The sequence below is a fragment of the Candidatus Pantoea edessiphila genome (assembly GCF_002933345.1).
GTDB lineage: Bacteria > Pseudomonadota > Gammaproteobacteria > Enterobacterales > Enterobacteriaceae > Pantoea_C.
On sequence record NZ_PDKR01000003.1, the window covers coordinates 37,189 to 50,406 of the forward strand.

A 13,218-nucleotide genomic window follows, 5' to 3' on the forward strand; every position below is an offset into this window, starting at 1 on the left:
ATAACTATTTCATATTTTTAATAAGACCTTTTTTAATAGCCTGGATTCTTCTTTTATTTAATTCTTGAGATATTTGAATGCCTTTAAGTCCTTGTTGAATAAGTTTTTTAGTTGAAACCTTTAAAGCTAATTTAAAAGTAAAAAGCAAATATCGACTTTGTTTATAATAAATATTTTCTAGTCCAGTACGACCTCTTGCATCAGCTTCGCTGATAATGGCTATTTGTTCAACTCGATATGGTTTTCGCCATGCATCAATACGATTAAATAAGTCTACCAAAGACTCTATAGGTTGATGTTCAATATTATGAATCATATCATGAAATTCGGTTACTATTATGGCCAAATTAGTGATTGAATTTGATATTCGCCAACGATTACATAAAGATTTTACTAATGATACTCCTAATTTTCCATGATTATGATGACTTGGCCATTTATTAGGAGGAGTTAATGATTTACCTACATCATGAAGTAATGTAGCAAACCTTACATCTATTGAATTAGATAGTGCTGCAGACATTGTTAAAGACATTAAAGTATGAATTCCTGTATCAATTTCTGGATGCCATTTAGCTGGCGATGGAATTCCAAATAGATTATTAATCTCTGGAATTAATATGTTTAATGCACCACATTCACGTAATACATAAAAATAAATCTGAGGATTATTTGACATAAGTGCTTTACTAGTTTCTTGCCATACACGTTCTACTGTTAAATCAGATAATTCTCCATTCTTAGCCATTTGATACATTAATTTTTTCGTTTCATTAGCTATTCTAAAATTTAAATGCGCAAAACTTGCAGCGAATCTTGCTACACGTAAAACACGAAGTGGATCTTCATTAAAAGCTGAAGATACATGACGTAACTTACGATGGACAATATCATATTGACCATTATATGGATCAAATAAATTCCCTTTTTCATCGCATGCGATAGCATTAATAGTTAAATCTCTTCTTTTTAGATCTTGTTCTAATGTAATATCTGGTGTTGACCAAGTAATAAATCCATTATAACCTTTTCCAGCCTTAGACTCAGTACGTGCTAGAGAATATTCCTCTCCATTATTTGGATTAATAAAAACGGGAAAATTATTACCTACTTGTTGATAACCTTTTTTAATCATTATTTCTGGAGTAGCACCTACCACAACCCAATCCTTATCTTGAATAGGTAAATTCAGCAATTTATTGCGAACCGCTCCTCCAACTAGAAAGATTTTCATTAATAAATCTCCTTAACTTAAAACAATTATCCTGTTTTATATCTAAATATAAATTAATGATTTAAATATTATTTATTTAGATTAATGTTTTTAGTAGTTAATAATTTATTTTGATCTAATATTATGTAAATATTTTATCATTTATTTTGTAAGTTATAAATCAAACATTGATAATATATATTACTTATGATAATAGAAATTACTAATAAATTTCTTTAAAAAATAAATTTTTATTCATGTAATTTTAATATTATGTTTTAAATAATTTTTAGTTAGTAAATAATAATTAAATATTGGTTTAAATTATTATTGAATGTAACTCCAAAAATTTAGATATTATATTTTTACTAAAACTAATTTTTAGAAAATAAAAAAATATATTTTATTCTTTGAATATCAATTTATTATAGTTGAATAAAAATTTGATATGGTTATTTAACAAAATATGAATATGCTAAAATTAAATTTATTAAATAATATTTTTTATTTAAATAGCCAAAAATATAATTTCATTAAATCATAATGATTTTTATTTTTATTTAATTATTAAATATTTTTGCAAAGTTAAATATTTTAGAAGTGATTTTTAATAGAACAATAAAATAATATTTAATCTAACTTTTAAATTTAATATTATAATATTAATGATGGATTGTATATTAATAAAATTAAAATAATATACCAATTTAAAAAATTCTAAAGTTTATATTTATGATCATTATATAATTAAGAAAAATCTTATTAAGATTATTAATTAAAGTTACTATTGTAACTAATTTAGTTTAGTATCTTTAGTAAATTATTAAATAATATTACTAATAAAATTAAATAATCATAATTATGTATAAAATTATTTTAAAATAACATTATAATAACAAATACAATTATTAATTGTATAATAAATATTACTGATATATATGCTAATATCTATTTAGGTTGTTTTGTTACTGAATTTATCATATTTATGGTAATTAATACACTTATTTAAGAGTTTATTAAAAGGTTTATTCCCATGAATCAGAGGTTGTTTTCTGAATTTGGCTCATTATTACAACGAGTGGAGCGCTCTATTGATGCATTAAATAAAGGAAGAGGTGTAATAGTAATAGATGATAAAAACCGTGAAAATGAAAGTGATTTAGTTTTTGCTGCCGAAACTATGACAGTAGAACAAATGGCATTAACAATTCGTTATTGTAGTGGAATTGTTTGTCTTTGTTTAAACGAAAGTCTTCGTCAAAAACTAGCTTTACCAATGATGGTAGAAAAAAATACAAGCTCTTACGGTACTGGATTTACCGTTACTATTGAAGCAGCTGTAGGTGTCACTACGGGAGTCTCTGCCAAAGACCGCATTACTACTATTCGTACTGCAATCGCTGATCATGCAAAACCTGAGGATCTTAATCGTCCTGGTCATGTTTTTCCCATTTGTGCTCGTAATGGAGGAGTTTTAGTTAGAGCGGGACATACTGAAGCAACAATAGATTTAGTAAAATTAGCAGGTTTTAAACCAGCGGGAGTTTTATGCGAACTTACTAATGATGATGGTTCAATGGCTCGCATGGAAGAAGCAATTATTTTTGCTAAATATCACAATATGCCTATAGTAACTGTCAAAGATTTAATTATTTTTATTCGTGGTAAGAAAATATTTTAATTATATTCCAGATCATTACTAAAATTTTAATTATTAAAATTAAAAAGATATAATTTAGTGCATAAAAAGCGTTACTTTGTTAATTAATGTGTTAACATCTAAAGCCTGGTGTTTTTATTAATTGTTTAAAAATAAATTGTCTTAATACATTTTTATTCTATAATGTTTATTTATATAATTCTTAATAATGAAATTATTTAATCTTAAATATTTTAAGTTGTAATAATGAGACATATATGTTGCTAATACTGCGTATTATTTTCGTTGTTATTTATTCATTTTTAATGTTTACAATAGGTTTTATTTGGTGTTTGTTTTCTCCTAAGAATCCACAAAATCTATCAATATGTGGTGGAATGTTTAGTATATTATCATCATTATTTGGAATTAAAATTAAATTAAGAAAATCTAAATCTGTAGAAAATTATTTGGGTAATGCCATTTATATAGCGAATCATCAAAATAATTATGATTTAGTTATATTATCTAAAATCATACCTAATAATACAGTGACTATAGGTAAAAAAAATTTATTTTGGATTCCGTTTTTTGGTTTATTTTATTGGATTACTGGCAATATTTTTATTGATCGTAATAAAAAAATGAAAGCTTATAGCACTATTATGAAATTAGTAAATCAACTAAAAGAAAAGCGTATTTCATTTTGGATATTTCCCGAAGGGACTCGTAATAATGGACGTGGTTTATTGCCCTTCAAATCTGGAGCTTTTCAAGCTGCTATAATGGCAAAAGTACCTATTATTCCTGTAGTTTTTTCAAATACTAATAATATTAATCTTAATCGTTTAAAAAATGGTTTGGTAATTATTGAAATGCTTGCTCCTATAGAATTTAAAACATATAAATATTTATCAGTTCGTGAATTATCTAGATTATGTCATAATTTAATATTAAAAAAATTTGAAATTTTAAATGCTGAAATCGAAACTAGGAAAGAATATAATGATATATAAATCAAGTTCTTATATACTAAAATTTTAATAAATTAAAATATTAAATAATAAAATGTAAATATTATGATAAATTATTTTATAAACACCATTAAATAGCACATTTATGTATAAATTTTACAGGTCATACTAGAAACAGCATATTAAATAATAAAATTTCATCTAAAATAAACATGCATAATCTATTTATTTTAAAATTAATGAAACAACTATTTTTGTATTTAATTTAACTTTTTACTAATAATTATAATGTAAACTATGTTATATTCATTAACAATGAATGATACAGTATTTGTTAATGAGTACTAGAATAGGGACGTGCTGTTTTTAGGAAATTAATTTATGTGTAATTCCTTTTTAGAAGAGGTCGCACGTCGTCGCACCTTTGCAATTATATCCCATCCAGATGCTGGCAAAACTACAATTACAGAAAAAATATTACTGTTTGGTAAAGTAATTAAGACAGCTGGTACAATAAAAAGTCGTGGCTCAAATAAATATGCTAAATCTGATTGGATGCAAATTGAAAAACAAAGAGGTATATCTGTTACTACATCTGTAATGCAATTTTTATACTGCGGTAAATTAATTAATTTATTGGATACTCCTGGACACAAAGATTTCTCAGATGATACTTATCGTACTTTAGCTGCGGTTGACTGCTGTTTAATGATTATTGATGCTTCTAAAGGTGTAGAAGAAAGAACTCATAAATTAATGGAAGTTGCACGATTAAACGATATACCTGTTTTAACTTTTATGAATAAATTTGATTGTGATATACGTGATCCATTTGATTTATTAGATGAAACAGAAAAAAAACTTAATATTGATTGTACACCAATTACTTGGCCAATAGGTTTTGGTAAAAATTTCAAGGGTAGTTATAATCTTTACAACGATATTATATATAAATATCAAGCTGGAAAAGGTCATAAAATAAAAGAATTGAACATTATTGAAGGTATTGATAATTATAATCTTGATGCTGAGATAGGTAGTGAACTAGCCATGAAATTACGTAGTGATATTAAATTAATAAAAGAATCTTTTTTTGAGTTTGATCAAAAAAAATTTTTAAATGGTAAATTATCCCCTGTACTTTTTGGTTCTGCATTGGGTAATTTCGGCATTGATCATATATTAAACTATTTAGTTTCATGGGCTCCATCTCCGATGCCACGTAATACAGATATGCGTTTGGTGTATCCAAAAGAAAAAAAATTTTCTGGATTTGTATTTAAAATTCAAGCTAATATGGATCCAAAACATCACGATAGAATAGCATTTATTCGTATAGTATCTGGAAAATATAACAAAGGTATGAAATTATATCATGTTCGTACTAAAAAAAATATGATTATTTCTGATGCATTGACGTTCATAGCTGGTGATAGAATACATACAAAAGAAGCATATTCAGGTGATATTATAGGTTTGCATAATCATGGTTCCATTAAGATTGGTGACACCTTTACACAAGGTGAAAACATAAATTTTTTAGGAATTACTAAATTTGCTCCTGAAATTTTTCATAGTGTTCGTCCTAAAGATCCTTTTAGGCAAAAGCAATTATATAATGGCTTGGTTGAAATATCAGAAGAGGGTAATGTACAATTCTTTCGTATTATTCATAATAACGAATGTATTATTGGTACAATAGGTATGCTACAATTTGATATGGTTGTATCACGTTTGAATTATGAATATAAAGTAGAAGCTATATATACAAATGTTAAAATTTCTACTGTACGTTGGTTAGAATGTAATAATTTTAAAAAATTTCAATCATTTCAAAATAATCATAAAGCAAATATTGCATTAGATAGCAATAATAATATAATATATATCGCTTACAATATGGTTAATTTAAAAATTGTACAAGAACGTTATCCAGAAATTATTTTTAATAAAACCCAATAAATGCTCATATTTAGAATGACGATATTGTAAATAAATATTTTATTTTTAATAAGAGATAAACAATGAGTATATTTAAGAGTAAAGACAAATGTAATCTTTATTATAAAGATTGGGGACAAGGTCAACCAGTGCTATTTAGTCATGGTTGGCCATTAAGCTCTGATATGTGGGATTGTCAAATGTATTATCTTGCAAATTTTGGTTATCGTGCAATCGCATTTGATCGTCGTGGTTTTGGTCGTTCAGAAAAACCTTGGACTACTTATAATTATGATACCTTTTCTGATGATATTCATTATTTAATAGAACATTTAAATTTAAACAATGTTACTTTAGTTGGATTTTCTATGGGCGCAGGAGATGTAACTCGTTATATTAGCAAATATGGGACAGATAAAGTAAAAAAAATTGTGTTATTAGGAACTATAACACCAATGGTTATTAAATCTAAAGAAAATCCCAATGGTATTGAAAAATCAATGTTTGATACTATAAAAGAAGAAATATTGAAAGATAGAGCACAGTTTTTTAAAGAATTTATGAAAATGTTTTTTAGCAACATGGTTTCAGAAGGAATAATGATTTATGCTTTAAATATTGCTTTATCAGCATCTTTAAAAGCTACTATTGACTGTGTGACATCGTTTTCTGAAACTAATTTTTATAGCGATTTAACTAAAATTAATATTCCTATATTAATTATTCACGGCAGTAATGATCAAATTTTACCCTTTCAATTTACTAGTGGATTAACACATAATTTAGTTTATAGTTCCAAATTAAAATTATACGAAAATGGTCCGCACGGATTTATATTTACACACCAAAATCAATTACAGAAAGACTTAATTTCATTCTTAAATGAATAAAATTCTAATATTTATTAAAATAAATACTTAATAAGTTAATTTTATATAGAAATAATTTAGAAATAATTGTTTAATAGTGTTGATTAAGCTCGTTCTGTGAATTAAATTCATTTTATATCAAGTTTAAAGTTTTATGAAAATGATATCAATTCAACAAAAATTTCAAAATTTAACAAAAAAAATATATAATATTGCTAAATTATACAATCGTGATCCTAAAGAAATTAATATACTTGCAGTAAGTAAAAATCAACCTCTAAGCAATATTGAAAAGATAGCATCTCTAGGACATATCAGTTTTGGTGAAAATTATGTACAGGAATCTATTAAAAAAATTAAATTAATACAAACCTTTTATTCTAATTTAGAATGGCATTTCATTGGACCATTGCAGTCTAATAAAAGTCGATTAGTAGCAGAAAACTTTTCTTGGTGTCATACAGTTGATAGAATGCGTATTGCAAATAGATTAAATGAGCAAAGACCGATATTTTTGCCTCCACTTAATGTATTAATTCAGATTAATATAAGTAGGGAAGAAAATAAATCAGGAATAATGGCGGAGAACATTTTTAATATGGTAGGGCAAATTCAATCTTTATCTAGGTTAAAACTTCGAGGGATAATGGCTATTCCTAAATTAGATGATAATTTTGACAGACAGCTAACTGTTTATAATAAAATGGCAATTACCTTTCAACATCTAAAAAAGAACTTTAATAATATTGATACTCTTTCATTAGGAACGACTCATGACATAGAAGCAGCTATTGCTACAGGCAGTACAATGCTGCGTATTGGAACTGCAATATTCGGTGATAGAAATAATTTTAAAACATATAAAAACAATTTATAGTATAATAATATCTGAATAAAATTTCATCAATAGATTATTTATATAGTTGTAAATTCATTTTGTTACTTTCTAGTTATTTTTAAGATAATAAATTTATAGTAGAATTGGTATTTTTGATGGAATATATAATGTATTATTTACCTCCATTAGGTCTTTATATTCATATACCTTGGTGTATAAAAAAATGTTACTATTGCGATTTTAATTCACATCGATTAAAAAAAAAATATCATATGTTGATTATATACATCATGTTTTGTTAGATCTTAAAAATGATCTTCATTTAATTAATAATAGAATAATAAATACTATTTTTATTGGAGGTGGAACACCTAGTTTACTAGACATAAAATCCATAGAATTATTAATGAATGGGATCAAAGATAATTTAAATCTTAAATCAGATGTAGAAATTTCAATAGAAGTTAATCCTGGTGCTATTGAGGTTGATCTCCTGTATTTTTATAAGTTTATTGGAATTAATCGTATTTCGATAGGTGCTCAGAGTTTCAACGAACTCAATTTGAATTCTTTAGGCCGTATTCATACGTCAAAAGAAATAAGTGATACAATACATTTAATTAAAAGTGTTGGATTTAATAACTTTAATATTGATTTAATGCATGGTTTACCAAAACAATCATTAAAAGAAGCTTTAAATGATTTAAATCAAGCTATTTTGCTTAACCCTTCTCACATATCATGGTATCAATTGACTATTGAACCTAATACAGTGTTCAATATGATGCAAGATATTAAATTACCTAAGGATAGTATATTATGGAATATTTTTACAAAAGGACACGATTTATTAATCAATCGTGGTTATAAACAATACGAAGTTTCAAATTATTCAAAACCAAATTACCATTGTAAACATAATATCAATTATTGGTATTTTGGTGATTATCTTGGTATTGGTTGTGGCGCTCATGGCAAGGTGACACAATTAAATGGTAAGATCATAAGAACTATAAAAACTCGTCATCCTAAAGGATTTATGGAAGGGTTTTATCTTCATAAAAAATATTTTGTTTCTGATATCGATAAACCTTTTGAATATTTTATGAATAGATTTCGTCTAATAAAACATTTATCTCGTAAAGAATTTGAGCTATTTACTGGTTTAAAGGAAAAAACTGTTAGATCAAATATAGATATAGCAGTGTCTTTAGGTTATATAATTGAAACAAAAAAAAATTGGAAAATTACCAAGAAGGGAAGGTTATTTCTAAATGATTTATTGGAATTATTTTTAATAAAAAATAAATGATATTAATAAAAAACAATTATTTCTTAAGATATTTTTTAAAACTTAATTCTTAAATATTATATTTATTCTTATGATTATTTTAATATAGTTCTAATACTCTATTGAAATAGAGTACCATATACATGCAGTTTTTTAGTAATCAATTCAATAAATATATAATGGCATTTTTTTAGCCATGAATCATGGTAAATTAATTGAACTTTTTGAAATGAATAATCAGAAATTATATTCTCCAATACTTAAAAAATATCATGATATATAATTCTTAGTTTTTGAATTTTCTATTTTTACCTCATTAAAATAATATCTAATTTCTAGTAAATATACCTCTATGCCTAAGATGCCTAAGTAATTATACTCTGACATATTAGCTAATATAATAACTCATCTCAAATATTAGCCAATCATTACTTAAATAAAATTATTGAGTTTTAGTTAATTTTATTTTAATATGTATAAAATTAATTATTTTATTTAATAGAATTATACTTTTATTATATTTTTATAAAATATTTTAATAATTAACATATATAATGTTTTGTATTATTGATATCAAATTTAATTTGTTATAAAGTGTGATGAATTAATTTATATTGATTATGAGTTTATTAAAAGGATTTTAAATTAAAATAAATATTCTAATGAACATTTTATTTTTTTGAGAAATTAATAATGAGTCGAATTATTTTTTGTAGTTTTTTAAAATGTAAAACTGAAGGATTAGATACTAAAGTTTATCCTGGTATTATTGGCAAACGTATTTATAACGAAATTTCAAAACAAGCTTGGCAAAAATGGATAAATAAACAGACGATATTAATTAATGAGAAAAAACTTAATTTAATAAATGATAAAGATCGCAAGATATTAGAAAATGAAATGATTGATTTCTTATTTAAAAAATAATTAGTGGTTTTACAAACTAATCATTTATATTATTTAGCTTTTTACTTTTATAACTAAAATTAATTACAACGATTTATGTAATTGTATTTTATTCTGACAATCATAAAATTATAATTTTAAGTCTAAAGTATAAGCAAAGATACAGATCATTTTAATACATGATCTTCTGTCTTTAAAAAATTTACACTAAGCCAATCTTGTAAAATAATCGCAGCCGATTTAGAATCAATGGATTTTTTTAGTAAAGAACGATATCCTCCATTTCTAAATAGTTCTGAACGTGCTTCTTTTGTACTTAATCTTTCATCTTGCATAAAAATACTAATATCAAATTTTTTATTTAAGTAATTGGCAAAATTCTTAGCATGAGAAGTAAAATATTGTTCGGTGCCATCCATGTTTAGAGGTAAACCAACTACAATCAAACTAGGTTGCCATTCTTTTATTAATTGTTCAATTTGTCTCCTATCTGGAATTCCATTTATAGCTTTTAAAGGACTTACAGGATGTGCTGTACCAGTAATTAATTGTCCAATTGCAACGCCAATATTTTTAATACCAAAATCAAATCCTATTATAATTTTTTTTGACATCAAGCATGTCCCGCATAATTAGCAATATTATGTATATTTACACCGATATTGTAGGAGTATGGAAAATAATTTTACTGCTAGCTAGCGCAGTTAACCAAGAATTAGCCATTAATTCATTTTCTAATTATTTTTTTTAAAGCACAATAATCAAAAGGACATCATCAGGTTGTAAACTTGAACTAATAACTTCTAATATATCTTTTAATATCGTAATAATAATATTTTCAAATACATAAATACTAGTATTAAAAATATGTTGTGCAGAATGTAGTATAAATCCGCAATCTTCAGCTAATGGGCCTCCTTTAAATACTGGTTTATTAAATTTACTAAGGTCTTTGTTATCTAAAGATAATGTTTAATTTGTTAAGTATATTTTCTATAGTTAAGTTTTTTATATACTTGTTAATAATTAATCCCATTACTACTTTTTCGTTATGTTCACAAATATATATATAATAGAATGCTTAAAAAAAGGATCTTGTAATGAGGGGACAGCAACTAATAGGTATCTAATTATAATTCAAATATTTAATGCAATATTTTTTCAATTGCATCCATTAACATAGAAGTAATAGAAATTGAAATAGCTGATTCAATTTGACATATACCAGTAGGGCTAGTTACGTTAATTTCTGTCAGTTTATTTCCAATAATATCTAATCCAACAAAAATTAATCCTCTATCTTTTAAGACAGAGCCAATATTTTTAGCAAGTTCGAAGTCATTTTTGCTTAAAGTTTGTACTTGACCTATACCACCAGTTCTAAGATTAGCCCGATTTTCACCTTTTTTGGGAATTCTAGCTAAACAATAAGGTATCGGTTCACCATTTATTATTAAAATTCTTTTGTCACCGTATTTAATATCTGGAAGGTATTTTTGTGCCATACAAAAAAGACGTCCTTCCTTAGTTAAAGTTTCAACGATAACTGAAAAATTAAGATCATTTTTTTTTATACAAAAAATAGATTTACCTCCCATATTATTTAGTGGTTTTATTACTATATCAACATTTTCTTGCCAAAATTTTTTGAGATGTTTTTTATTGCATGTAACTAAAGTGCTAGGAGCAAATTCATTAAACCATAATATATGTAATTTTTCATTACAATCTCTTAAACTTTGTGGTTTATTTATAATAAGAGTCCCTTCTTTTTCAGCATATTCCAAAATATATGTTGAGTAAATATATTGCATATTAAATGGAGGATCTTTACGCATCAAGATAACGTCAAGATCAGAAAGTTTAATATTTTGTTTTTTACCAAGATTATACCAATTGTCATAATTTTTTTTTACATTTAATAAATATGTATTTGCATAAGCTTTACCCTCGTAAATATAGAGATCATTTATTTCCATATAATAAATTTCATAATCTCGTTTTTGTGCTTCTAATAACATCGCAAATGTACTATCTTTTTTTATATTAATAGAAGAAATTGGATCCATTAATATACCAAGTTTAACCATTATTATCTCCTTAAAGAAATTTTACTATAATTTAATTTTATGATAGGTTATATAATGAATAATCCATTGATTGATTATTTCCTAATAATTTTAGGAAATGATTAAAATAATAAATATTTATATGATTCTAAAATTTCTTAAATTAAGAGTTAAATTTATAATATTTTAATTAATATTATTAACTTAATAATATTAATCTTGGTTCTTTATTAAAAATAAAATATACATCAAGATATTAGATGTTAACCTAATTATTTAATAGAGAATGATTATATATATATTTCTTAGAATAATTTTATTAATTATTATGTAAATAATTAATAAAATATAAATTTATAGATTATGCTTTAAATTATTTTTTTTTCAGCAAGATCAAGCGTAAAGTAACTAAAAATAATATCAGCACCAGCTCTTCTTATTGAACCTAAACTTTCTAATATTGCTTTATATTCATTTATTGCGCCTGCTTTAGCCGCAAATTTAATCATAGAATATTCTCCGCTTACTTGATATGCACTTAATGGCAATTGTGTTTTTCCCCGTATATCACGCAAGATATCAAGATAAGCACCAGCTGGTTTTACCATTAGGACGTCTGCACCTTCATTAATATCAATTAAAGACTCTCTAATAGCCTCTCTTCTATTCATTGGATTTATTTGGTAAGTATTTCGATCTCCTGTAATATTAATTCCAGTAGCTTCTCGGAATGGACCATAAAAAGAAGATGCAAATTTAGTAGAGTAAGAAATTATTGCTGTTTGATTAAACCCAGATAAATCTAGTGCCTTACGTATATTCTTTACCTGTCCATCCATAGAAGCAGACGGTGCAACAAAATCAGCTCCTGCTGCTGTTGCTACAACTGCTTGTTTACACATATTGATTAACGTTTGATCATTATCAACTGTATTATTACGTATTACTCCACAGTGTCCGTGATCAGTATATTGGCAAAAACATATGTCTGATATTAAGATTATTTCTGGTACAGTATTTTTGCATATACGAATAATACGTGCTATTAGACCGTTTTCATTCCATGTATCACTTCCTAAGCTATCTAATTTATGAGAGATACCAAATAATAATACCATATTAATACCTGCTTTAGCTATTCGTTCAATTTCATACGGTAACTTTTTTTCAGGGATACGCATTATTCCTGGCATAGTTTTTATTTCTTTGTAATCATGTAAATTTTCTTCAACGAAAATCGGAAAAACTAACTTGTCTAAGTTTAGATTACATTCTTGAAAAATTTTACGCATTAAAACATTAACACGTAACCTTCTTGGACGTTTGTCTATATTAATCATTTTCATTATAATATTTGTTATTATTTTAGAAATTAGTTGTTATTAATAATTTTTGTTTTTTATGAAAGCGTTATATTTATTACAAATAAATTTAATTATTTTTATATCTTATAAAAATAATTAAATAATATTTTACTA

10 protein-coding genes and 2 pseudogenes are annotated in these 13,218 nt (G+C 25.0%); 7 read left to right on the forward strand and 5 right to left on the reverse strand.

Going from position 1 to position 13,218, the window contains the following annotated elements; translation table 11 throughout:
- Positions 1 to 4 precede the first annotated feature (4 nt).
- Positions 5 to 1,234 carry a multifunctional CCA addition/repair protein gene (locus tag CRV09_RS02470; RefSeq protein ID WP_136132557.1) on the reverse strand — a complete coding sequence of 410 codons (1,230 nt, stop codon included), beginning with the start codon at positions 1,232 to 1,234 and terminating at the stop codon, positions 5 to 7.
- Positions 1,235 to 2,246: 1,012 nt separating this feature from the next.
- Between CRV09_RS02470 and ribB the strand changes: the two genes are divergently transcribed.
- The 7 genes and pseudogenes from ribB (at position 2,247) to CRV09_RS02505 (ending at position 9,692) form a co-directional block, all read left to right on the forward strand.
- Positions 2,247 to 2,894, forward strand: coding sequence for a 3,4-dihydroxy-2-butanone-4-phosphate synthase (ribB, locus tag CRV09_RS02475; protein ID WP_136132558.1), 648 nt, complete (start codon positions 2,247 to 2,249; stop codon positions 2,892 to 2,894).
- 236 nt (positions 2,895 to 3,130) lie between these two features.
- Positions 3,131 to 3,868, forward strand: coding sequence for a 1-acylglycerol-3-phosphate O-acyltransferase (locus CRV09_RS02480; RefSeq protein ID WP_136132559.1), 738 nt, complete (start codon positions 3,131 to 3,133; stop codon positions 3,866 to 3,868).
- Positions 3,869 to 4,207: 339 nt separating this feature from the next.
- Complete coding sequence (gene prfC, locus CRV09_RS02485) at positions 4,208 to 5,788, forward strand: peptide chain release factor 3 (protein ID WP_136132560.1); 1,581 nt, start codon at positions 4,208 to 4,210, stop codon at positions 5,786 to 5,788.
- Between the two features lie 62 nt (positions 5,789 to 5,850).
- Positions 5,851 to 6,657, forward strand: a complete 807-nt coding sequence (locus CRV09_RS02490; RefSeq protein WP_136132561.1) for an alpha/beta fold hydrolase — start codon at positions 5,851 to 5,853, stop codon at positions 6,655 to 6,657.
- Positions 6,658 to 6,796: 139 nt separating this feature from the next.
- Positions 6,797 to 7,513 carry a YggS family pyridoxal phosphate-dependent enzyme gene (locus CRV09_RS02495; RefSeq protein WP_136132613.1) on the forward strand — a complete coding sequence of 239 codons (717 nt, stop codon included), beginning with the start codon at positions 6,797 to 6,799 and terminating at the stop codon, positions 7,511 to 7,513.
- Between the two features lie 128 nt (positions 7,514 to 7,641).
- Positions 7,642 to 8,786 (forward strand): annotated as a pseudogene (hemW, locus tag CRV09_RS02500) (radical SAM family heme chaperone HemW).
- Between the two features lie 672 nt (positions 8,787 to 9,458).
- The gene (locus tag CRV09_RS02505) at positions 9,459 to 9,692 is read left to right on the forward strand and encodes an oxidative damage protection protein (RefSeq protein ID WP_136132562.1); all 234 of its coding nucleotides are present in this window, start codon (positions 9,459 to 9,461) and stop codon (positions 9,690 to 9,692) included.
- Between the two features lie 146 nt (positions 9,693 to 9,838).
- Here the strand turns inward: CRV09_RS02505 and ruvX are convergent, their stop codons facing one another.
- The 4 genes and pseudogenes from ruvX to hemB all read right to left on the reverse strand — a co-directional run bounded on the left by ruvX (position 9,839) and on the right by hemB (position 13,086).
- Positions 9,839 to 10,285 carry a Holliday junction resolvase RuvX gene (gene ruvX / locus CRV09_RS02510; RefSeq protein WP_136132563.1) on the reverse strand — a complete coding sequence of 149 codons (447 nt, stop codon included), beginning with the start codon at positions 10,283 to 10,285 and terminating at the stop codon, positions 9,839 to 9,841.
- Positions 10,285 to 10,808, reverse strand: a pseudogene (locus CRV09_RS02515) (YqgE/AlgH family protein). The gene ruvX and the pseudogene CRV09_RS02515 overlap by 1 nt, the downstream one beginning before the upstream one ends.
- Positions 10,809 to 10,816: 8 nt before the next feature.
- Positions 10,817 to 11,761 carry a glutathione synthase gene (gene gshB, locus CRV09_RS02520; protein WP_136132564.1) on the reverse strand — a complete coding sequence of 315 codons (945 nt, stop codon included), beginning with the start codon at positions 11,759 to 11,761 and terminating at the stop codon, positions 10,817 to 10,819.
- A gap of 347 nt (positions 11,762 to 12,108) precedes the next feature.
- A complete protein-coding gene (gene hemB / locus CRV09_RS02525) occupies positions 12,109 to 13,086 on the reverse strand; it encodes a porphobilinogen synthase (protein WP_136132565.1) in 978 nt (325 codons plus the stop codon).
- Between the last annotated feature and the right edge of the window lie 132 nt (positions 13,087 to 13,218).

What these genes read in the sequence shown, in the direction of transcription:
- CRV09_RS02470 (WP_136132557.1), bottom strand. Translation starts at nt 1,234, where the DNA reads ATGAAAATCTTTCTAGTTGGAGGAGCGGTTCGCAATAAATTGCTGAAT.
- ribB (WP_136132558.1), top strand. Translation starts at nt 2,247, where the DNA reads ATGAATCAGAGGTTGTTTTCTGAATTTGGCTCATTATTACAACGAGTG.
- CRV09_RS02480 (WP_136132559.1), top strand. Translation starts at nt 3,131, where the DNA reads ATGTTGCTAATACTGCGTATTATTTTCGTTGTTATTTATTCATTTTTA.
- prfC (WP_136132560.1), top strand. Translation starts at nt 4,208, where the DNA reads ATGTGTAATTCCTTTTTAGAAGAGGTCGCACGTCGTCGCACCTTTGCA.
- CRV09_RS02490 (WP_136132561.1), top strand. Translation starts at nt 5,851, where the DNA reads ATGAGTATATTTAAGAGTAAAGACAAATGTAATCTTTATTATAAAGAT.
- CRV09_RS02495 (WP_136132613.1), top strand. Translation starts at nt 6,797, where the DNA reads ATGATATCAATTCAACAAAAATTTCAAAATTTAACAAAAAAAATATAT.
- CRV09_RS02505 (WP_136132562.1), top strand. Translation starts at nt 9,459, where the DNA reads ATGAGTCGAATTATTTTTTGTAGTTTTTTAAAATGTAAAACTGAAGGA.
- ruvX (WP_136132563.1), bottom strand. Translation starts at nt 10,285, where the DNA reads ATGTCAAAAAAAATTATAATAGGATTTGATTTTGGTATTAAAAATATT.
- gshB (WP_136132564.1), bottom strand. Translation starts at nt 11,761, where the DNA reads ATGGTTAAACTTGGTATATTAATGGATCCAATTTCTTCTATTAATATA.
- hemB (WP_136132565.1), bottom strand. Translation starts at nt 13,086, where the DNA reads ATGAAAATGATTAATATAGACAAACGTCCAAGAAGGTTACGTGTTAAT.